This is a genomic window from Mesobacillus campisalis (assembly GCF_000986785.1).
In the GTDB taxonomy this organism is placed as follows: domain Bacteria; phylum Bacillota; class Bacilli; order Bacillales; family Cytobacillaceae; genus Mesobacillus_B; species Mesobacillus_B campisalis.
In genome coordinates this window covers 24,585-44,671 of sequence record NZ_LAYY01000014.1, presented here as the reverse complement: position 1 = coordinate 44,671, position 20,087 = coordinate 24,585, and the positions used below count along the sequence as shown (strand labels likewise).

Here is a 20,087-nt window from a genome sequence, read left to right as displayed (position 1 = left end):
GATGACCCCCTACAATGGCTTCAGGCTATAGGCTTCAAGAGCCTGGTTGACAGCATCAAGGTCATGAATGTTCTTCTCCAGGCAAAATGAGATCACGAGGTCAGCGGTGTCGCTGGCAGACAGAGAGTAGCCGGCGGAGCTTAATAGCTCGCCGGTTTCTTCGCGGTCCAATTCCAGGGCGAAACAAAGGGCAAGGACAGTGTTTTTTCCTGGCCGGTATCCGGGATTGGAACGGATTTTTGAAAAATGCTTCCGGTCGATTCCTGCTTTTTTGTAAATGTCGGCATCGCGAAGCCCTTTTTGGTCAATCAGGCTGAAAAGCATTTCTTTTAGGGATGGCTGGCGGTGGTCCTCAATAAAGGTTTTTAGTTCACTATGCTGGATGTCTTGCAGGATGGGGGCTTCGGCTTCTTCAAATAGTTCAGCAGATTTATATACCGTCACATTCCCCAGGTGTAACTCAATATACTCATCCAACTCCCGCAACGTTTTTGCATCAAGCATGCTGTACCCCTCCGAAATGTCGCTTCCGAGGCGACCAGATTATGGATAAAACCATGTATCATTATAGCATGAAGACAAGAGGGAGGAAGATGGCAATGAACACAAATTTGACCGAGATTATCTTTTTGCTTGACCGAAGCGGGTCGATGGCAGGACTGGAGAAGGATACGGTGGGCGGCTTCAATGCTTTTATCCAAAAGCAATGCCAGCTCGAGGGTGAAACGAGGGTGACGGCCGTGCTGTTTGACGATCAGTACGAAGTGCTATGGGATGGAGTGGAAGCATCTGCTGCCAGGCTGGGTGACCAGTATTATGTCAGGGGCTGTACGGCATTGCTTGATGCAGCAGGAAAGACGATAGTGGATGTCGGAAATAGGCTTGCTCGAACAAGTGAGGAAAACAGGCCTGGAAAAGTCATCTTTGTGATCACAACGGATGGCGAGGAAAACGCGAGCACCGAATTCACATACGAAAAATTGAAGCAGCTCATCCATCATCAGCAAGAGAAATACAATTGGGAATTTATTTTCATGGGCGCCAATATTGATGCTGCGGCGGAAGCAGGCAGCCTGGGAATTGACAACAGCCGTGCCTATCAATTCGAGGGAACAGAAAAGGGGATTGAAAATATGTACGAAACCGTGTTTGAGGCAGTCGCAGAAATCAGGGAGAAATAAAGAAAAAAATGGCCCAGTCACGGGCCATTTTTTTGTTTGTCCAATTTTTAATAAGCAGGAGGGTTATTGGAATTGTTCTCATTAGCGGTTGGCACGGAAAAAGCGTCTTTAGCTTCCGATACCTTTGACACCGCATCGGCTGCCTTCTCCTTTGCTTCCTTCGCCACATTGACAATATTGGAAACGTTCGACAGGTTTTCGGTGATGGAGCCAGGATTTTTCAGCTCGTTAAGCTGATTACTGATCATTTGATAGATGTCCAATGCTTCGTTCATGGCTTCCTGAAGAGTGGAAGAAGCGGTTTTGAACTGGTCCATAAGCTCGTTCACTGTTTCCTTCGGGTTTTCCTTCAGCTGGGTGAACATATCCACGGATGTTTCCTTCAGGCCAACCGCATTGTCCACCACCTTCGCACGGGTGTTTGTATCCCTTAGCGCAAGAGCGCCGCCAATGATTCCGCCGATTAGGATTCCCGGGATAATCCAGTTTCTTCCTTCGGATGCTGAAGTCGTGCTGGCAGAAGGGTTGCTTTTAAAAACTTCAGCACTTGCTGCCGCTGATTTGGCATCTCCAACAGGTACCTCGTTTTCAGGAAACGCTGTCTCCGGATTGACAAGGGCATCAGGGTTGCCGTAAACAATTTCTCCTGTAACGGAATTTTCGGTGACAGGCATGCCTTCCTGCTTTTCGAGTGAAGGTTGTGAGTTTTGGGAATCGTTGTTATTTAGGAACTGGTTATCTTGTGCCATGGAAATAGCCTCCTTGGGTGAATTGTGTATGGAAACTTATTTCCCCGTTTCCAGAATATATAAACTAGCTGGCGCTCACTGGAATCTCCCCTAGTTTCAATAACAGGCATCCTCTCCTGAGGAAGGCTTCTTTTTAGCATAAAAAAATATATTGACGCGCACATCGCCCGGAGGTATAATTTTCTTCTTTGAAGAAATTGTAAGTTTTATATACATTGAAGAAAGAGGTGCTGTTATATGTCGGCAGAGCAAAAAAAGAAGCTCGGCATTTTGATGGTGAACATGTTTATTGCAATAGGGAGCTTTGGCATCATCATCCCCATTCTGCCGGCCTATTTGGCCTCCATTAATCAAGGGGGAATGGCTGCAGGCTTGATGATTGCCATCTTTGCCGGGGCCCAGCTGATTCTCTCGCCGGTCGCGGGGAAGTGGGCTGACCAGTACGGCCGCAGAAAAATGATTATTTACGGGCTAAGCGGCCTGACACTTTCCATGTTCATTTTTTACGCATTTGATTCGATTTGGATGCTTTACTTTTCACGGGTGATTGGCGGACTTGGTGCTGCGCTGCTGATTCCGGCGATTTTCGCCTATGTGGCTGATATAACAACCATGGAACAGCGTGCGAAAGGAAATAGTCTTGTATCTGCGTCAATGTCACTTGGGATTGTCGTTGGTCCTGGTATTGGCGGCTTTTTGGCTGACTTGGGACTGAAGATGCCGTTTCTGATATCAGCCCTCGTCTCCCTCGTGGCGGTTGTGTTCTCGCTGATTGTCCTGAAGGAAAGCCAGGTGGAAAGGCCCGTGGGCAATATGATGCAGGACCAGGAGTCGGTTCTGCAGAAAATGGCGCGCTCCGTGAAAATGGCTTATTTTATCCCGCTCGTTATTACACTTGTGATGAGTTTTGGACTAATGGCATATGAGTCGGTCATCGGCCTGTTCGTTGACAACCAGTTTGGCGCAACACCAAAGGATATTGCCATTATGGTCACGTCTACAGGGCTGATCAGCGTCATCGTCCAGCTGTTTGTGGTGGATCGGATTGTTTCCCGCTTTGGCGAAGCCTCGGTTCTTGTCATCTTCCTGGGAGTCGCCGCTGGCGGATTTCTACTGTCGCTGTTCGCTTCGACGTATATGCTGTTCTTTGGCATCACGCTGCTGATTTTTCTGGCGACGTCGATTCTGCGTCCTGTGCTGAATACATTGATATCCAAACTCGCAGGCAATGAACAAGGCTTTGCGATGGGAATGAACAACATGTACATGAGCATCGGCAATGTTCTTGGGCCTACATTGGGCGGAATTTTGTTTGACGTCAATATTCTGTATCCATTTGGACTGGGGCTGGTCATGCTCGTCCTGACCCTGGCCACCACGATTGTGTGGCAGAAAAATGCTTTGAACAAAAGACTTGATGTGAAACCGAATAATTAATATTGAAAGGGCCAATTCTTCGCGATTTGGCCTTTTTTGCTGCTTTTGACCCACTAACAAACATAGGGTTAAAAAGTGGATGGAAAGGGAAAATACTTAGTATCGTTTCAACGAAAAGAAGATTGATAGATTGGAAGTGGACAGAATGAAGGCAGAATTGATTTTTGACGGTCAGCTGACACTGGGAGAGGGCCCGGTCTGGAATGTGGATCAGGAAACTCTTCATTGTGTCGATATTATGGAAAAGCGATTGTATACATTCAATCCAAAAGAAGGGACCCATAATTTCATCCAGTTAGATGATTATATTGGTGCCGTGGCTCTAAGGGAAAAGGAAGGCTGGGTTGCTGCGTTCAAGGATGGCTTTTATTTTATTGATAAACAGGCGGAGACGATAGAGAAAATCGCCGCTCCTGATAATGAGCCAGCTGACAACCGCTTTAATGACGGAAAATGCGACCCGGCAGGAAGGTTTTTAGCCGGAACGCTCTCACTTGCCAACCAGGATCAGGCAGCGTCGTTTTACTCCCTGGAGCCAAACGGCATGGTCGAACGGTTACTGGAGAACGTGACATTATCAAATGGACTGGCCTGGAATGCCGATGGAAACATTCTTTATTACATTGATACTCCTACCCATAAGGTAGATGCGTTTGATTATGACCTGGAAACAGGACATCTCAGCAATCGCCGCACCGTGATCGAGATTTCGGGGGAGGAAGGAAGCCCGGATGGCATGACCATCGACTCGGATGGTAAGCTATGGATTGCGCATTTTGGGGGCTGGCAGGTCACAAGGTGGGACCCGGACACAGGAAAGAAGCTTGACAGCATCGAACTGCCCGTAGCCAATGTCACATGCTGCACCTTTGGAGGGCCGGAAATGGATGAATTGTACATCACAACCGCGAGGGACGGCCTGTCTGAGGATGATTTGGCAGATCAGCCATCAGCAGGAGGAATTTTCCGGGTGAAACTGGATGTCAAAGGCTTTCCGCCGAATAGGTATAAAGGATAAATGACAGAAAAAGGCGTGTGCATTCACACGCCTTTTTGAGTTCTATTTCTTGCTGTCAACACGCCTTACCAGACCAATTGCTGCCCTTATAATCATGAATTTCAAGGTCAGGGTGACAAAGGAATAATACCATTTCCACCCTGATTTCCAGTTGATCAAGCGAGTATATTTTACTGCCAGGAATTCAAAAATGGATAAGGGTGTTAATAAAAGAACCAGTTTTATAAAAGCCTTAGCAGGGCGGTCTTTTTCCGTAAACTGGTTAAACAGGACGGTAAAAGTCGGGGAGATTAAAAAATCGAACAATACATGTGTTTTAAACACCTTTGGCAGCAGCCGTACGGGGTAGGAAACAAAATTATGCGCCACAATGAAACGGTCCGCTAATACATTGGTGAATGCATCTAATAAGAACACCAGCAGCCAATCCTTGAGCGGCGGCTTCCTTAACAGGATTGGAACGATGGCCATCAGGTTAAGGACAAGAAAGGTATGCAAGAAAATTTTATCTGCTTTCCTTCCTTTCATTTTGTGGTCCTCCTATTCCGGCAACTCCTGCGTTTTTTCTTATTGTTTCCAGCAAGCTTAAAAACTTGCGGGTAAATTGCGGACCAATCCTTTCTTTTATCATGAGGATTGTTACGATATAATGAAGGCATTCAAGCATAGGGGAAAAAGGTGAAAGCTAGCATGAACACAGTGATCAAGGATGTATTTTTTTATCGGTAGGTGGAACCGGTTCCTGTGTAAAAATAATTAGATCTGGCAAATAAACGATGAGAAATCCGCAAATAAAACCGGAAAACTGGCTATTAAAGTGTGATTCAGGGAACAAACAATGAGAGGAAGAAATTCCTCTCATTCTAATTTACCCCGGGGAGGAGTTTAAGAATGACGAGATACAAAGAACCCAAATACAGAACAATTCTTGAAGCAAAAGAAAACGAACTGGAAATACTAAAAGAAAAATCGGTGAATTCTCAGTGGAAACCGGCCTATCATATCCATCCCCAATTTGGACTTATCAATGACCCAAATGGCCTTGCCTACTTCAATGGAGAGTTTCATGTCTTCTACCAATGGTATCCGTTTGACGCCACTCACGGAATGAAGCACTGGGCTCATGTGAAATCGGATAATCTGGTCAATTGGGAGCGGCTCCCTGTAGCCCTTGTTCCTGTTGAGGATTATGAGTCCCATGGCGCCTATTCGGGCGCATCCCTTGAAGTGGATGGCAAGCTTTATATGTACTATACCGGAAATATTAAATACAGTGCCGAAGAGAGGTCGGCCAACCAGTGCCTGGCCATCATGGACCGTGACGGAACGATAACAAAATATGAAAACAACCCGCTGATTGAAGGGGTTCCTGAAGGGTACACCGGACATGTGCGCGACCCGAAAGTCTTTGAGAAGGACGGGACCTACTATATGCTGCTCGGCGCGCAGAAAACCGATCTTACTGGGGCTATCATCGTCTACGAATCGGAAAATGCGATTGATTGGTCTTTTAAGGGCGAACTGAACATGAACCTTGAATTCCCGGAGTCTGTGTATATGCTGGAATGCCCGGATTATTTCGAGCTGGACGGCAAGGATGTGCTTGTCTTTTCACCGCAAGGCTTGCAGCCTGAAGGCCATTTTTACCATAATGTATATAATGTGATCTATGTTCTTGGAAAACTCGATATCGAGGGTCTGGATTTTAAAGTGGAAAGCTACGAAGAGATTGACAATGGGTTTGACTTTTATGCGCCCCAGACCTTCGCCGGTAAAAACGGGGAGCGGCTGCTGTTTGCCTGGGCGGGTAGCGGTGAGGTGGAGTATCCTTCCGACAAGGAAGATTGGGCACATTGCCTATCGATTCCGCGACAGCTTGGGATTGCCGGTGGCAAGCTGGTCCAGAAGCCTGCGGAAGAGCTGAGGCTGCTTAGGAAAGATTCGGAATCTGGTGAGTTGATGCTGGACGCTGGGAGCAAGGAAATTGAAAACTCCGCAAATCAGTATGAGCTAGAAATGTATTTAGACGGAGGAGAAGCCGGCCGTTTTGGCTTGGAGTTGTTTGCCTCTGAAACCGAAGGGCTTTTGATTGAATTTGACTCCAAACATCAAACCGTAAGTGTGAACCGCGAAAATTTTGACGCTGCGTTTGGCGGGGAATATGGATTTGTGCGAAGCGCATCACTCAATAGCGGCACTGTAAAAATACAGGTGTTTGTCGATCGCAGCATTGCCGAAGTTTTCATTAATGATGGCGAAGCCGTGTTCACAGCGCGTGTGTTCCCGGGAGAAGGCTCAACGGGAATCAGGCTTTTTAGCGACGGAAAGATAAGCTGCCGGTATAATAAATACGAGCTTGCGCAAGGTATTTCAATTTAAGGGTGAGAATATGACGAAACTTTATTCGATTGGAGAAGTATTAATTGATTTTATCCCTCAGCAGAAGAATGTGCCGCTTAAGGACGTTCTTTCCTTTGAGCGGGCTCCGGGCGGCGCCCCAGCCAATGTGGCGGCTGCCGTTGCCAAATACGGACATGAGGCATCCATGCTGACTAAGCTTGGTGAGGATGCCTTCGCCGATTTCCTGATTGAAAAGCTGGATGAAGCAGGTGTCCAGACCGACAAGATTTTGCGCACGGGTGAAGCCAATACGGCGCTGGCATTTGTATCGCTTAAAGAAAACGGCGAGCGTGACTTCTCGTTTTACCGCAAACCATCTGCCGATTTGCTGTTTACAGAGGAAGAGGTTGAGGCAGACTGGTTTGGCTCGGGAGATATGCTTCATTTCTGCTCGGTTGACCTGGTGGAAAGCCCGATGAAAAGGGCCCATAAGAAAGCAATCCGGCTGATGAAAGAAAAGGGCGGACTGATTTCTTTCGACCCTAACGTGAGGCTGCCTCTGTGGGAAAGTCCTGAAGCCTGCCGGAAAGCGATTCTGGAATTCCTCCCGCTCGCGCATCTTGTGAAAATTTCCGATGAAGAGCTGGAATTCATCACAGGGATCTCTGACGTGAAAGCAGCGATCCAGTCGCTATACAAGGGCGATGTCCAGGCTGTTGTCTACACGAAGGGAGCGGCCGGCGCTGACCTTTATGTAAAAGATGGAAAATGGGAATCATCCGGCTACAAAGTCGATGTCGTGGATACAACAGGAGCGGGAGACGCTTTTATCGGTGCGTTTTTGTTCAAGCTGCTTGAGGCGGGAGCAACGCCGGGGAACCTGGTGGAACTTCTTGGTGACCGGCATGCTGAAATCCTTGAATTTTCCAATGCCAGCGGCGCCCTGACCGCTGCCGGAAAAGGTGCAATTTCCGCGCTTCCTGATAAGGAAGAGGTTATGAGCCTGATTGCAGAACAAAGATAGATCCTCTTGATGAGGGCCTTTTCTTTTGGAGGCGGTTTTGCTGGGCTTGGCATGCTGTTTGGGGTCATTTGTCGTAAGCGGGGGGAGAATTGTCGTGAAGGGATTACGAAATGTCGTAAGCTTGTACGGTTTGTCGTAACAAGCAGAGAATTTGTCGTATCTGCTCCTGCAATTGTCGTAAGCATTAAAGTGACACCTGGGAATGCAGCCTTTTGTTGTAAATAGATTATTTTTTGTTGTAAGGCACTTTTTTATGTCGTAAGTGTGCCTATGTTTGTCGTGAAGCTCTCCTTTTATGTCGTAGGTCCGCCACAAATTTTATGTAAAAAAAACTCCAACTTGCAGAGGAGCTGGAAGAGGGGAAATCGAACATAAAAAGAGGCGGTAACAAACAGGAGGTCTATATGGAGAGAGAAGGATACGTATCTTTATGGGTCGGGGAGTTTGATTCCCAGGAAAAGCTTGATGATTACCTCGATATTGAATTCACGGAAGATGGTGACGCACTTCTGTCGGAGTTTGAAAAGGACTTTTCAATTGAATACGATGATATCGACTTTAGGGAAGCCGTGTATTTCAAGCAGCCGCCGGCAACATTCCAGGAAACACTAAAAGGCTTTTCATATGACGATATCATTACAACGAGATTTACTGGCCAATATGCCAAAGACTTGCCGCACATTTTTAATACGGTTGTCCTGCTTTACAACTTTAAATACGATGGAGGTTCAGCACTGGCAAAAGGCGGCGCTAACCAGCTTCGCTACATTGGGGGAGTCTGCTATAGATAAGCAAAAAGACTCTTGTTGTTGAGCATTTAGATTCATTTTTGGAAGAGATTTGCTTTTATGATTTCATTCTGTTACTATGAAAGAGAATTATTTTTGTCGTACGGCAGGTTCCAAAATTTTTGACCTGAAGACGTAGCAAGGATAGTAACAAAATGTGTGCAACGCACACGAGGAGGACAATAGTAATGGAAAAAGGTAAAGTGAAATGGTTTAATGCAGAAAAAGGTTTCGGATTCATCGAGCGCGAAGGTGGAGACGATGTATTCGTTCACTTCTCAGCTATCCAAAGCGAAGGCTTCAAGTCTTTAGACGAAGGTCAAGAAGTAACTTTTGACGTTGAGCAAGGCCAGCGTGGACCACAAGCTTCCAACGTTCGCAAAGCTTAATTAAACCTAACAGCAGAAAGGCTCTCTTATTGAGGGCCTTTTTTATTTTTTTCTTTTTTGAGGGTGCAAAAAACCCCGCTCTGTAAAAAAGAGCGGGGTTTCGGCAACAAATAAAGAAAATGGTAGACCTAGTATAACATACTGTTCTGGCGATCCACTAATTTTTTTAAAAATTCTTTTTTAAAAAGTTTTTTTGCCTCACTCATCTTCCTTCCTGCCAACAATTCCATAAAACAAGAGCTTGGAAATGTCCTCTGTCAGCGGCAGGATTTTGCGGTAAATGTCACGAGTTGATGTTGATGTTTCCTCGTTTTTATATAATATGAACTATATAAGTTAAAATAATTCATAATTTATGCCGCCTGTATTGGCTGCCGACAAGGAGGATGAACATGGCCGTTTTACAAGCATCCGGAATTACAAAGAAATTTGGGAAGTTTACCGCCCTGGACGGGGTCGATATTGAGGTGAAGGAAGGAGAAGTATATGGTTTTATCGGTCCCAATGGAGCCGGGAAATCAACTACCATCAGGGTGCTGCTTGGGATCTTGAAGGCAACTGGGGGAGAAGTGAAGATCTTTGGGATGGATGCCTGGAAGGACGCCGTCGAGATTCATAAGCGGGTTGCATATGTTCCGGGTGATGTGAATCTTTGGCCCAATTTGACAGGGGGCGAGGTGATTGATTTATTCGCGAAATTGCATGGGAACAGCAATAAAAGCCGCCGCGAAGAACTGATCAGGAAGTTTGACTTTGATCCTACGAAGAAGTGCCGATCTTATTCGAAGGGCAACAGGCAAAAAGTGGCTCTTGTGGCGGCCTTCTCGTCGGATGCGGACCTATTCATCCTGGATGAACCGACATCAGGCCTGGACCCGCTGATGGAAAGAGTATTCCAGGAATGTGTCATGAAGGCAAAGCGGGAGGGGAAAAGCATCCTTCTTTCAAGCCATATTTTATCAGAGGTCGAACGGTTATGTGATACAGTTGGCATTATCCGTGAAGGGAAAATCATTGAAACTGGCACACTGGCAGAGCTGCGCCATTTAACAAGAACGAGCCTGCTGGTCGAGACGAAACAGCCCATCAGCCAGTTGGAGCAGATTCAGGGTGTCCATGACATCGAAAATCTCCAGCAGGGTATCTCCTTGCAGGTTGATACTGAAAAACTGGGCGATGTCATCACATATCTAAGCCAGTTTGACATCGTTAAGCTGGAGAGTGCTCCTCCAAAGCTGGAAGATTTATTTATGCGCCACTACAAAACCTCAAACAGGGGAGGAGGTGCCCGATGATGTTCACTGGAACGTGGAGGCTCCTCGCCCTGATCGTCAGGCGGGATCGAATCCGTATTCCCATCTGGCTTTTTGCCTTGACGCTGATGACGATTGTAACAGCCCCGGCATTCGAGGGCTTATATAAAACCCAGCAAGAGAGGCAGGTTATGGCGGAAACGATGAAGAACCCGGCCATGACCGCCATGGTGGGCCGGGGGTATGGATTGGGGGACTATACAACCGGCGCGATGATGGCTCACCAGATGCTGCTGTTTACAGCGATAACCGTGGCCATCATGAGCATTTTGCTGGTTGCACGCCATACCCGGGCCGACGAAGAAGCAGGAATGATTGAAATGATTCGCTCCCTCCCAGCGGGCCGGCTGTCCAATTTGAGTTCGGCGCTTCTGGTGATGATTGCCGTAAATCTGGTTTTGGCAGCCGCGACGGGATTGGGGCTGGCTGCCCTAAGAATCGAAAGCATGGATATGGAGGGCTCGCTTTTATATGGAGCAGCCTTGGCCGCTGCCGGGATTTTTTTCACAGCTGTCACCGCCTTGTTTGCCCAGCTGTCGGAGAACTCCCGCGGTACCATTGGCCTTTCTTTTGCCGTCCTGGGGATCTCGTATCTTCTCCGTGCCATTGGCGATGTCAGCAACGGAACGCTTTCCTGGTTTTCGCCGCTTGGCTGGGTGCTGGGCACTGAGGTGTATGTGAATAACTACTGGTGGCCGGTGGCTTTCACCATTGCGGCAGCATTCACCATTATGGCACTTGCCTTGTATTTGAATTCGATTCGAGACCTTGGTTCAGGGTTCCTGCCATCGAAACGGGGCAGGAGCCATGCATCGGTTTTCCTTCAGGGCCCGATTGGCCTCGGACTGCGGCTTCAGCGCACTGCGATTGTATCTTGGGCCATCGGCATGCTGCTGCTCGGGATTTCCTATGGTTCGGTCCTTGGGGATCTGGAGGAGTTTATTGGCGGCAACGAAATGCTCGCTGAAATGGTTTCGCCAGCAGAAGGGGTTACATTAACGGAACAATTTATGACAATGCTGATGTCGGTCATTTCCATGATTTGTACAATTCCTCCGCTGATGATGGCCCTAAAGCTAAGGGGCGAGGAAAAAAAGAACCGGACCGAGCATCTCTTGGTTCGCGCTGTTTCGCGCACCAGGCTGATGGGCAGCTATTTGGCCATCGCGCTCGGCGTCGGGATTTCCATGCAGATCCTGGCTGTGTTTGGATTATGGGCTGCAGGGTCTGCGGTGATGGAGGAAGCCATTTTGTTTACCACCATGCTTGAGGCGGCCCTGGCCTATCTGCCGGCCATGTGGGTGATGACAGGGGTGGCACTGCTGCTCATTGGAATCCTTCCGCAAATGACCAGTTTGACTTGGCTGTATTTGGGATATTCCTTCATCGTTGTCTACATGGGCGATTTGCTTCAATTTCCGGAATGGATGAGGAAGCTTTCCCCATTCGGGCACATCCCGCAGCTTCCTGTCGAGGAATTCGACACTGCAAAGATTTCCTTGCTAGTGCTTTTGGCTGCAGGATTGATGCTGGCGGGGTTCATAGGCTACAATAAACGCGATTTGCAAGGATAGACTAATAGATTTGGAGAGAAGCAGGCTTGATGAAGGCCTGCTTTAATTGTGCCTCAGAGAGTGGGATTATTAAAAGTATAAAAAATGATTGAAATTTTATAATAATTGTTTATAATGAGATTTAGCTTAAAACCATGAGCATGTTGTTTACTAGACATTTACATATGGATTCCTTATCAAGAGAGGCAGAGGGACTGGCCCGATGACGCCCGGCAACCGCTATTTAATAGTATGGTGCCAAATCCTGCAGGACTGTAGAAGTCCTGAAAGATGAGGAAGAGCGGATATAATGAACCTCTTCCTTTATGGTGAAGAGGTTTTTTTATTGAGAGAGGTGGTTTAAATACGAACGTTAAATAAAAAATATTAATTTAATATTCATGTTTTACTTGATTTATACCTTTGTTATCTAGTAAATTAGCATTAGATAAAATAAAACACGAACTAAAGGAGACATCTTATGAAAAAGCTGCTGGTTTTGTTGGTACTTGTATTATTCGCACTGGTTGGCTGCTCGGAGGATAAAACCGAGGAAGCAGCTGCAGAAGGATCCTCAGAGAAAAAGAAAAGGATTGCTCTGGTCCTGCCGGAAAAGATCGGGGTAAACCCATTCTTTCAGCAAATGGATGAAGGAGCAAAAAAAGCCGCAGAGGAATTTGGCGTTGACGTGAAAACGATTGAATCAAACGACCATTCAGCGATCGAGGAAAATCTTCGCGTAGCGGTCGCCGAGAATTATGATTTGATCATCACTTCTTCTTTTGAATCAGAGGACGCGCTGAAGAAGGTGGCGGCTGAAAATCCGGACCGCCAGTTCGCCATTATCGATACCGTGGTGGATCTTCCAAACGTCCAGAGCATCAACTTCAAGGAACATGAGGCCGCCTACCTGCTTGGTGCCGCTGCTGGTTTGGCGACAAAAACAAATACAGTTGGAATGGTCGCAGCCATGGACATTCCGCTCTTGAAAAAATGGACGGTTTCTTTTGAACAAGGATTGAAAGAGACCAATCCGGACGCCACTTTCCTTGTCAACTATGTGGGCAGTTTCTCCGACCCGGCGAAAGCAAAGGAAATGGCGATCCTGCAGGCGGACAAGGGTGCTGACTTTATCGCAGGCGCTGCCGCAGTCGGCGACCTTGGGGTATTTGAAGCAGCTAAAGAGAAAGGATTCTTCACTGCTGGCCAGGATATCGACCGTACCGAAATGGATCCGGAACATATTGTTCTATCCCAGCTGAAAGGTACGGACACCGCAGCCTATGAGACCGTGAAGGCTTTTGCGGAGGGAAGCTTCAGCCCGGGTGTTGTCGAATATGGCTTGAAAGAAGATGGAGTTGGTCTGACTTATGTTACTCGCGACAGCGAAACACCGCTGCATGAATTCGTAGGCCAGGATACTGTGGACCAGGTCAAAGCGCTTGCGGAAGAAATTGCTTCCGGAAAGAAAGAAATTGCCAATCCATTAAACAATTAAACAAAAAAGCCGACTGCAGATTGTTTGTAGTCGGCTTCCATTTTTAAATGCATGTCCGTTCGGGCGGACAAGCCCGTTAGTCGGGTTGCCGTGCCTGGACTGGGCACTTTTTCTGATAGGGGGGAACCAGGATGGCTCATCGGTTGGAAATGAGGAACATGACCAAAAGGTATGGCGAATTTACCGCCAATGACAACATATGTATCAGCCTGGATCAAGGGGAAGTCCTGGCAATTGTTGGTGAAAATGGGGCTGGGAAGACGACCCTGATGCGGATGCTCTACGGACTGGAGCAGCCAAGTTCCGGCGAAATCATTTTAAATGGAAAAAAAGTCTCGTTTTCTGGGCCGCAGGAAGCCATCAGCCGGGGGATCGGCATGGTGCACCAGCATTTTATGCTGTTCTACGATTTTACTGTAGCCGAAAACATTGTCATTGGACATGAGCCAAAGAAGTATGGCTTCTTCAGGCGCAAGGCAGCGGATGAGGCCGTACAGAAGCTGGCAGAGCAGTTTAAGATCGGTGTTAATACAGCGAAAAAAGCCGGTGATTGTTCGATCGGGGAGCAGCAGCGGATTGAGATCCTAAAAGTTCTCTACCAGGGAGCGGATATCATCATCCTTGATGAGCCGACGGCCGTCCTGACGCCGTTCGAGGTGGATGGGCTGCTGAAAACAATAAGGTTTCTTGCAGACCAGGGCAAAAGCATCATCCTGATTACCCATAAGCTCCGCGAGGTCATGAAAGTGGCAGACAGGGTAACGGTGCTTCGGAACGGGAAAGTGACCGGATCGGTTCATACAAGTGAAACCAATGCTGACAAGCTGGCACAGCTGATGGTCGGCCGCCAGCTGCAAAAGCTGAACGAGCGTGACAGCATCAGCGGTGACATCCTGCTTGAAGCGAAAGGCATTACGATTGGCCAAAAGGGAGAGAAGCCTGAGCTCGACCGCGTGTCGCTCACTGTACGCCACGGCGAAATCCTGGGTGTTGCGGGGGTTTCCGGCAACGGACAGTCCCAGCTGATCCAGGCGATAACCGGCCTCCGCGCTGTCCAGGAAGGAAGCGTGCGTTTAAAAGGCCAGGATCTGACAGAGGAGAATGTGCTGGCCAGAAGGAAGGCGGGTATTTCCCATATCCCGGAAGACCGCTATCTATGGGGCGCGGCCAAGGATGCCACTGTGGAAGAAACGGCGCTGATGGGCTCACAGCGGAACCCAAAGTACAGCGAGAAATCTTTTATCCGCAAAGCATCGTTTCGCACGAGGGTAAAGGACTGGATTTCCAGATTTGAAATCAAAACCTCTTCCCTTCAGGAAAAGGCAGGCAATCTGTCGGGCGGGAACCTTCAGAAGCTGATTGTGGCCAGGGAGCTCGATTTTCATGCTCCACTGCTGATTGCCGCAGAGCCAACACGCGGCGTTGATATCGGCGCGATGGAATATATCCATGAAGCACTGCTTGAAAAGCGCAACAGCGGGGATGGCATTCTCCTGATTTCGTCGGAGCTGTCGGAGATCCTTGCGCTCTCCGACAAAATTGCGGTCATGTATGAAGGCCGGATTGCCGGCATCCTCGACAGAAGCGAAGCAACCGAAGAAACTCTCAGTGTATTAATGGCAGGAGGAAAACAGCATGATGCTACCGCAAAGACTTCATAAATTATTTACACCGCTTATCCAGCCATTGCTTGCCGTGCTGATTGGACTGCTGGCCGGAGCGATTGCCATCTCGTTTGTAGGCGAGCCGGTATTTGAAACCTATAAGGCCATGTGGGAAGGAGCGTTCGGAAACTTCTATTTCCTTACTTCCACCCTTGCAAGGGCGACCCCGATTTTGCTTGTCGGCCTCGGTGTGGCGCTCGCCTTCCGGGCAGGAGTCTTCAATCTTGGCAGTGAGGGACAAATGGTGCTCGGGGCGGTAAGTGCCGCATTGGCCGCTCTTTGTATCCCAGGTCCGCCAGTTGTTAAACTTTTGGCTGCGATTGTGGCCGGAATGCTGGCCGGGGGTTTATGGGCGCTGCTGGCCGGCTGGATGGAAAGCCGCTTCAAGGTGCAGCTGCTCATTTCGACGCTGCTTTTAAATTATGTTGCCGTACTATTTGCCAGCTACCTCGTTGCCGGGCCTTTCCAGGATAAAACAGGTTCCGCGGCGCTTGCCCAGACGCCGATGATCGACCAGGGTGCCTGGCTGCCGAAGCTGTTCCCAGGCATGAGCGTCCATATGGGATTTGTAATTGCGATTGTTTGTGCAGTTGTCCTGATTGTCATCCTGAAATACACGGCCCCGGGCTATGAAGTGAAAATGCTTGGGCTGAACCCGTTCTTTGCGCAGTACGGAGGCGTGAATAAGGTAAAGCTTTTGCTGCTGAGCATGTTTTTCTCGGGGGCTCTTGCCGGTCTTGCCGGAAGCGTCGAAGTGCTTGGCTCGCAGTATCGCTATGTGGATGGCGCGCTGACAGCCCCGGGTTTTGCCTGGACCGGGATGATGGCGGCGCTGCTGGCGAATTCGAATCCGCTTGGGACTGTGGTCACCGCCATCCTGCTTGCTGCCCTGGAAACAGGGGCGATGGGAATGGAGCGGAACACAGAGGTTCCGCTGGAAGTGGCAAGCGTCATCCAGGCGGTGCTCATTTTGTTCATCTCAGCCAAGCTGACGCTCAAATTGGTCAAATTCCGCAGGAAAGAGAGGGAAGTTCATGGAACTGTTTGATTACTCCCTTTTTGTATCGGCAATCCGCATGGTGAGCCCGATTTTACTGGCCGCTCTTGGCGGAGCGTTATGCGCCCGGGTCGGAATTTTCAATGTCGGCCTTGAAGGGCTGATTCTGGCCGGTGCCTTTTCGGCGATTGTCGGCAATCATTTTACGGAAAATATCTTCTTGGCCCTGCTGACCGCTGTGGCGGTATCGGTATTGGTCTCGCTCCTGTTTGGATATGCTACGATCCACCTGAAATCGAACCCGATTGTTGCCGGGATTGCGATCAACTTTTTGATGCTGGGATTGACCACGTTTGCCCTTCGCGCCATATTTGATGTGAAAGGTGCCTATTACAACAAAGACATGAGCGGGCTGCCGAAAGTGGATATTCCGTTTGTGGAGGATATCCCGGTAGTCGGGCAGCTGATTTCGGGGCATTCGCCGCTCGTGTATACGGCATTTCTGGCGGCGATTTTGCTCTATGTTTTCTTTTACAGGACGGTGACCGGCTTCCGTGTGCTTGCGGTCGGCAAGAATGAAGCCGCAGCCCGGAGCCTTGGGTTAAAAGTGACCACTATCCAGTACGGAGCGATTATCATGAGCGGCGTCCTTTGCGGCCTCGCCGGAGCGCAGCTGTCGCTCGGACAGGTGACGATGTTCACTGAAGGCATGACGGCAGGACGGGGATTCATCGCTTTGGTGGCGATGATGCTGGGACAGTCCCATCCAATTGGTATTGCGGGCTCAAGCCTGCTGTTCGGCTTGATGGATGCCCTGAGCATCAGGCTGCAGGGCTTCTCGATGCCGACACAGTTTACCGCGATGCTGCCTTATGTAATCACGATCATCGCGATGTTCTTCTTGAAAGACCGCGGTTCGGATTCGCTGGCAGGACAGCATACTTCTCGATAAAAAAACAGCCGGAGGGATACAGATGAGCCTTAGCAAAGCAGAAAGAATCAAAAAAACCAGGGTTCCGGCGGTGAGCCCGGAGCTGGCCAGGCGCCTGCCGCCCGGCCAGGCTTTGACCGAACGCTTTCCGATTCTTCATGAAGGGGAAGTGCCGCAATATGATATGAAAGACTGGCGTTTGAAGGTGTTTGGAGCGGTGGACGAGGAAAAGGTCCTGTCTTATGATGAGATATTGGCAATGCCGCAAACAACGATCACGGTGGACATCCATTGCGTGACAAGATGGTCCCGCTTCGATAATTCCTTCACCGGTGTTAAATTCGGTGATTTTCTGAAGCAGATTGGCGTTGCGCCGAAGAGCGAGTACGTGATGCTGCATGCGGATCAGGATTATACAGCCAACCTGAAGCTGTCCGATTTGGACAGGCAGGATGTGCTGCTCGCCCACTCATTCGAAGGCAAGCCCCTCACCGACAAGCATGGATATCCATTGCGGCTTGTTGTTCCGCATCTGTATTTCTGGAAAAGCGTCAAATGGATTACAGGAATTGAATTTATTGATGAAAACAAGCCAGGTTTCTGGGAGCAAAACGGTTTTCATATGAATGGGGACCCGTTTGCCGAAGAACGTTTTTCCGGCGAGGACTTGCCGATACCAGAAGACGAATGGGAGAGAAAAGATTTTGACTAAACAGCTGCCAAACTTAAAAATCAATCCTGAGCTTCTTTCTGAACGTGTGATTGTCTGCGGCGATCCGAAGCGGGCGGCGCAAATTGCCGCGCTGCTCGATGGAGGCGAGCCTCTGGCTGAAAATCGGGAGTATCATAGTTTTACAGGGAAGTGGAAAGGCACGGAAGTCAGCGTCGTGAGCCATGGAGTCGGTGCGCCGGGTGCGGCCGTCTGCTTTGAGGAACTGATTATGGGAGGCGCGAAGCAGCTGATCCGTGTTGGGACTGCCGGCTCTTACCAGGAAGATGTCACTCCGGGAAGCCTGGTGATTTCAACCGCGGCAGTTCGCTGCGATGGACTCACCAGCCAGCTTGTACCGGCCGGTTTCCCGGCAGCAGCCGATCGCCAGCTTGTATACGCGCTTGTTTCGTCTGCGGCTGAGCGCGAACATGGGCTGCCTGTAAAAGAAGGCATCACGCTGACACTGGATGCTTTTTATTCGGGAGTGCTAGAATTTCCGCATCAGCTGTATAAAAAAGCCGGAGTGTTGGGTGCTGAAATGGAAAATTCGGCACTGTTTGTAATCGCGGCACTAAAAGGTATCCGGGCCGGTGCCATCCTCGCAATCGACGGCTTTGCCGATGCCGATTTGCGCGCAGAATACAATCCAAGCACCGATTTGGTGGCCAAAGCTATTGAAGCAGAAGCGTTGATTGCGCTTGATGCGATTGTTTTGGGTCAGGAATAGTGAAAAGCAGGCCTTGGGGGCCTGCTTTTTACATGACTTCATCTTTTATTCTGATTTCCAGGCAGATAATGCTGATTATTATTGAGATAATCCTGATCTTTATTGAGATATTCCCGATTTCCAGACAGATCATCCTGATTTGATCGGAGGGTGAGCGAAGAGGGGTTACACTTCATCAGTTTGAGTGTAACCGGCAGGGAGCAGTCATAATCTTAATAACTTTTGATATTCATTAATAAAATAATCAAGTTCTTCGCTGCATTGAACGGTCTTATGATGGGTCAAACCGAGGCGGTTTCCAATCTCCATCAGTTCGATTCTCAAATATTCTATGTATACTCGCAATTCAATTGGATCTAGGATTTGTGTTTCCCTTCCCATGTATATCCCTCTTTTTGAAAATTAAGTAAGAGCAAATCTTATTTTACCAATTACTTCTATGCCGATTCAAGCGATACATTCGATGTATTTTGATAGATAAAATAGATAAGGAATCTATTCTTCTTCCTTTGGTGAGCCACGGAGCCTGATTTTAGCGGCCTGGAGAAACTGGTAAGCGGCATACGATAAAGTAAACACCAGAAAAGTATCCACCATGTTCCACCATCCATTCTGGGGGGCATGTTCAAAGCCCAGTTTGGCCGTTGCGATGTCTATCATATCGATAAAAAAAACATGAATGGCATAAATCCCCAGAGCATTTCCCCCTATTTTGGTAATACCAAGTCCCTTTCCAAGTTCCGGGTGGTTCACCGCAAATAAAAACAAAGAGACTGTAAGGAAAATAGTCGAAAGAAAGTATTCCCCATGACTGGCTGCCAAGACTTTTTCCATCAAATATCCTTCGGCTGCCTGAAGGGCAGAGAAGAAGAAATAAAGATAGAGATAGGTTTTTTTACTAAAGCGGCGGTGGATCCGGGAATAAGCGAACCAGAATCCCGCGGCGGTATAAAACAGGCCGATAAAAGCGGCATCCCTTGTAGGCAGGGGCAGCTCGCAGAACAGGGAATAAGACTGGCCAAAGAGGCCTGCGATATTCATGCAAAGAGCGATGATTAAGAGCAGCCCGATTTTCTGCAGCCTGAAGAAGAGATACAGCACCGTGATGCTCCATGCGAGCGCGATTACAAACCACAACTGGTATCCGCTCGTTCCCTTTCCGTAATAAAGGAGATTGGCAGCTGTGAAGCCCTGCAGGTATTGGTGGACGTCTTCGCCTATTATAAAAATGGCTATTAGGTCGTAACAGAAGTAAAATAAAAGCCAGCTAGCATATATTTTAAGGATTTTGGTGATATATCGTTTGTAATACTCAAGGGAGTCAGGGTGCGAAATCACTTTTAGGCCGAACAAATAGCCTGAAGCCGCAAAGAAAAACGGAACGGCGAATCGTGAAACGTTATCAAGTATAAAATAGCCAAATTGATGGTCACGCGGGAAGGTGTGAATGACCACCACTGCGAGAATCGCAAAAAATTTAATAAAATCGATGGCGTAGTTTCTTTCCATTGGATAGCCTCTGTCCTGCAATGGCAGCTGTTATTTCAGATCCGAGGAGTCGTCATAATCATAGCGGAACCCGTCTTCTGCCGAAGTGAGTTTATCTGACTCTTTGTTCTCTGCCTTCTTTGCTTGCTCCTTCGGTTTGTTTTCGTCGTTGTTGTTAGTGAAAAATTCCATATTTCCATCTCCTTTCATTGTCAGTATTATCCCAATTTCTATATCATTTCATTCGGAAAATCAGAAAAAGGGCTCCGCAAATTTTG

Annotated in this window: 21 protein-coding genes and 1 riboswitch; of the genes, 15 read left to right on the top strand and 6 right to left on the bottom strand. The window is 48.3% G+C overall.

Annotation, left to right across the window (positions count from 1 at the left end; genetic code table 11):
- Positions 1-9 precede the first annotated feature (9 nt).
- Positions 10-504 carry a helix-turn-helix domain-containing protein gene (locus tag WQ57_RS13510; protein WP_046524306.1) on the bottom strand — a complete coding sequence of 165 codons (495 nt, stop codon included), beginning with the start codon at positions 502-504 and terminating at the stop codon, positions 10-12.
- Positions 505-599: 95 nt separating this feature from the next.
- Here WQ57_RS13510 and WQ57_RS13505 point away from each other — a divergent pair, with 95 nt between their 5' ends.
- On the top strand, positions 600-1,181 hold the full coding sequence (locus WQ57_RS13505; RefSeq protein ID WP_046524385.1) for a vWA domain-containing protein: 582 nt from the start codon (positions 600-602) through the stop codon (positions 1,179-1,181).
- Between the two features lie 47 nt (positions 1,182-1,228).
- On the opposite strand, the gene WQ57_RS25715 is transcribed toward WQ57_RS13505, so the two are convergent.
- A complete protein-coding gene (locus WQ57_RS25715) occupies positions 1,229-1,930 on the bottom strand; it encodes a hypothetical protein (RefSeq protein WP_052948753.1) in 702 nt (233 codons plus the stop codon).
- Positions 1,931-2,167: 237 nt separating this feature from the next.
- Between WQ57_RS25715 and WQ57_RS13495 the strand changes: the two genes are divergently transcribed.
- Entirely contained in the window at positions 2,168-3,367 is a 1,200-nt protein-coding gene (locus tag WQ57_RS13495; RefSeq protein ID WP_046524305.1) for an MFS transporter, read from the top strand.
- Positions 3,368-3,512: 145 nt separating this feature from the next.
- Positions 3,513-4,385 carry an SMP-30/gluconolactonase/LRE family protein gene (locus WQ57_RS13490; protein ID WP_046524304.1) on the top strand — a complete coding sequence of 291 codons (873 nt, stop codon included), beginning with the start codon at positions 3,513-3,515 and terminating at the stop codon, positions 4,383-4,385.
- Between the two features lie 42 nt (positions 4,386-4,427).
- Here WQ57_RS13490 and WQ57_RS13485 read toward each other — a convergent pair whose 3' ends face one another.
- Positions 4,428-4,913, bottom strand: a complete 486-nt coding sequence (locus WQ57_RS13485) for a CBO0543 family protein (protein WP_046524303.1) — start codon at positions 4,911-4,913, stop codon at positions 4,428-4,430.
- A gap of 363 nt (positions 4,914-5,276) precedes the next feature.
- On the opposite strand from WQ57_RS13485, the gene WQ57_RS13480 reads away from it, so the two are divergent.
- The 12 genes from WQ57_RS13480 to WQ57_RS13425 all read left to right on the top strand — a co-directional run bounded on the left by WQ57_RS13480 (position 5,277) and on the right by WQ57_RS13425 (position 18,321).
- The gene (locus WQ57_RS13480) at positions 5,277-6,764 is read left to right on the top strand and encodes a glycoside hydrolase family 32 protein (RefSeq protein WP_046524302.1); all 1,488 of its coding nucleotides are present in this window, start codon (positions 5,277-5,279) and stop codon (positions 6,762-6,764) included.
- Positions 6,765-6,774: 10 nt separating this feature from the next.
- Positions 6,775-7,749 carry a carbohydrate kinase family protein gene (locus WQ57_RS13475; RefSeq protein WP_046524301.1) on the top strand — a complete coding sequence of 325 codons (975 nt, stop codon included), beginning with the start codon at positions 6,775-6,777 and terminating at the stop codon, positions 7,747-7,749.
- Between the two features lie 404 nt (positions 7,750-8,153).
- Positions 8,154-8,540, top strand: a complete 387-nt coding sequence (locus tag WQ57_RS13470) for an immunity 22 family protein (RefSeq protein ID WP_046524300.1) — start codon at positions 8,154-8,156, stop codon at positions 8,538-8,540.
- A 185-nt stretch (positions 8,541-8,725) separates the two neighbouring features.
- The gene (locus tag WQ57_RS13465; RefSeq protein WP_046524299.1) at positions 8,726-8,926 is read left to right on the top strand and encodes a cold-shock protein; all 201 of its coding nucleotides are present in this window, start codon (positions 8,726-8,728) and stop codon (positions 8,924-8,926) included.
- A gap of 392 nt (positions 8,927-9,318) precedes the next feature.
- Positions 9,319-10,221 (top strand): ABC transporter ATP-binding protein, encoded by a 903-nt coding sequence (locus WQ57_RS13460; RefSeq protein ID WP_046524298.1) that lies wholly within the window; start codon positions 9,319-9,321, stop codon positions 10,219-10,221.
- The gene (locus WQ57_RS13455) at positions 10,218-11,813 is read left to right on the top strand and encodes an ABC transporter permease (protein ID WP_046524297.1); all 1,596 of its coding nucleotides are present in this window, start codon (positions 10,218-10,220) and stop codon (positions 11,811-11,813) included. Before WQ57_RS13460 ends, WQ57_RS13455 begins: the two co-directional genes overlap by 4 nt.
- Positions 11,814-11,983: 170 nt before the next feature.
- Positions 11,984-12,090: riboswitch (SAM riboswitch) on the top strand.
- Positions 12,091-12,273: 183 nt separating this feature from the next.
- Complete coding sequence (locus WQ57_RS13450; protein WP_046524296.1) at positions 12,274-13,290, top strand: BMP family protein; 1,017 nt, start codon at positions 12,274-12,276, stop codon at positions 13,288-13,290.
- A 131-nt stretch (positions 13,291-13,421) separates the two neighbouring features.
- Positions 13,422-14,951 carry an ABC transporter ATP-binding protein gene (locus WQ57_RS13445; RefSeq protein WP_046524295.1) on the top strand — a complete coding sequence of 510 codons (1,530 nt, stop codon included), beginning with the start codon at positions 13,422-13,424 and terminating at the stop codon, positions 14,949-14,951.
- Entirely contained in the window at positions 14,926-16,002 is a 1,077-nt protein-coding gene (locus tag WQ57_RS13440; protein WP_241481542.1) for an ABC transporter permease, read from the top strand. Before WQ57_RS13445 ends, WQ57_RS13440 begins: the two co-directional genes overlap by 26 nt.
- Entirely contained in the window at positions 15,989-16,903 is a 915-nt protein-coding gene (locus tag WQ57_RS13435) for an ABC transporter permease (RefSeq protein WP_046524294.1), read from the top strand. The genes WQ57_RS13440 and WQ57_RS13435 overlap by 14 nt, the downstream gene beginning before the upstream one ends.
- A 22-nt stretch (positions 16,904-16,925) precedes the next feature.
- Entirely contained in the window at positions 16,926-17,594 is a 669-nt protein-coding gene (locus tag WQ57_RS13430; protein ID WP_046524293.1) for a sulfite oxidase-like oxidoreductase, read from the top strand.
- Positions 17,587-18,321: a nucleoside phosphorylase gene (locus WQ57_RS13425; RefSeq protein ID WP_241481541.1), complete on the top strand. Its 735-nt coding sequence runs from the start codon at positions 17,587-17,589 to the stop codon at positions 18,319-18,321. Before WQ57_RS13430 ends, WQ57_RS13425 begins: the two co-directional genes overlap by 8 nt.
- Positions 18,322-18,525: 204 nt before the next feature.
- Here the strand turns inward: WQ57_RS13425 and WQ57_RS26240 are convergent, their stop codons facing one another.
- The 3 genes from WQ57_RS26240 to WQ57_RS26670 all read right to left on the bottom strand — a co-directional run bounded on the left by WQ57_RS26240 (position 18,526) and on the right by WQ57_RS26670 (position 20,001).
- The gene (locus WQ57_RS26240) at positions 18,526-18,702 is read right to left on the bottom strand and encodes an aspartyl-phosphate phosphatase Spo0E family protein (RefSeq protein ID WP_084820274.1); all 177 of its coding nucleotides are present in this window, start codon (positions 18,700-18,702) and stop codon (positions 18,526-18,528) included.
- A 114-nt stretch (positions 18,703-18,816) separates the two neighbouring features.
- The gene (locus WQ57_RS13420; protein WP_052948751.1) at positions 18,817-19,830 is read right to left on the bottom strand and encodes an acyltransferase; all 1,014 of its coding nucleotides are present in this window, start codon (positions 19,828-19,830) and stop codon (positions 18,817-18,819) included.
- Positions 19,831-19,860: 30 nt separating this feature from the next.
- Positions 19,861-20,001, bottom strand: a complete 141-nt coding sequence (locus WQ57_RS26670) for a hypothetical protein (RefSeq protein ID WP_156183135.1) — start codon at positions 19,999-20,001, stop codon at positions 19,861-19,863.
- Positions 20,002-20,087: the final 86 nt, after the last annotated feature.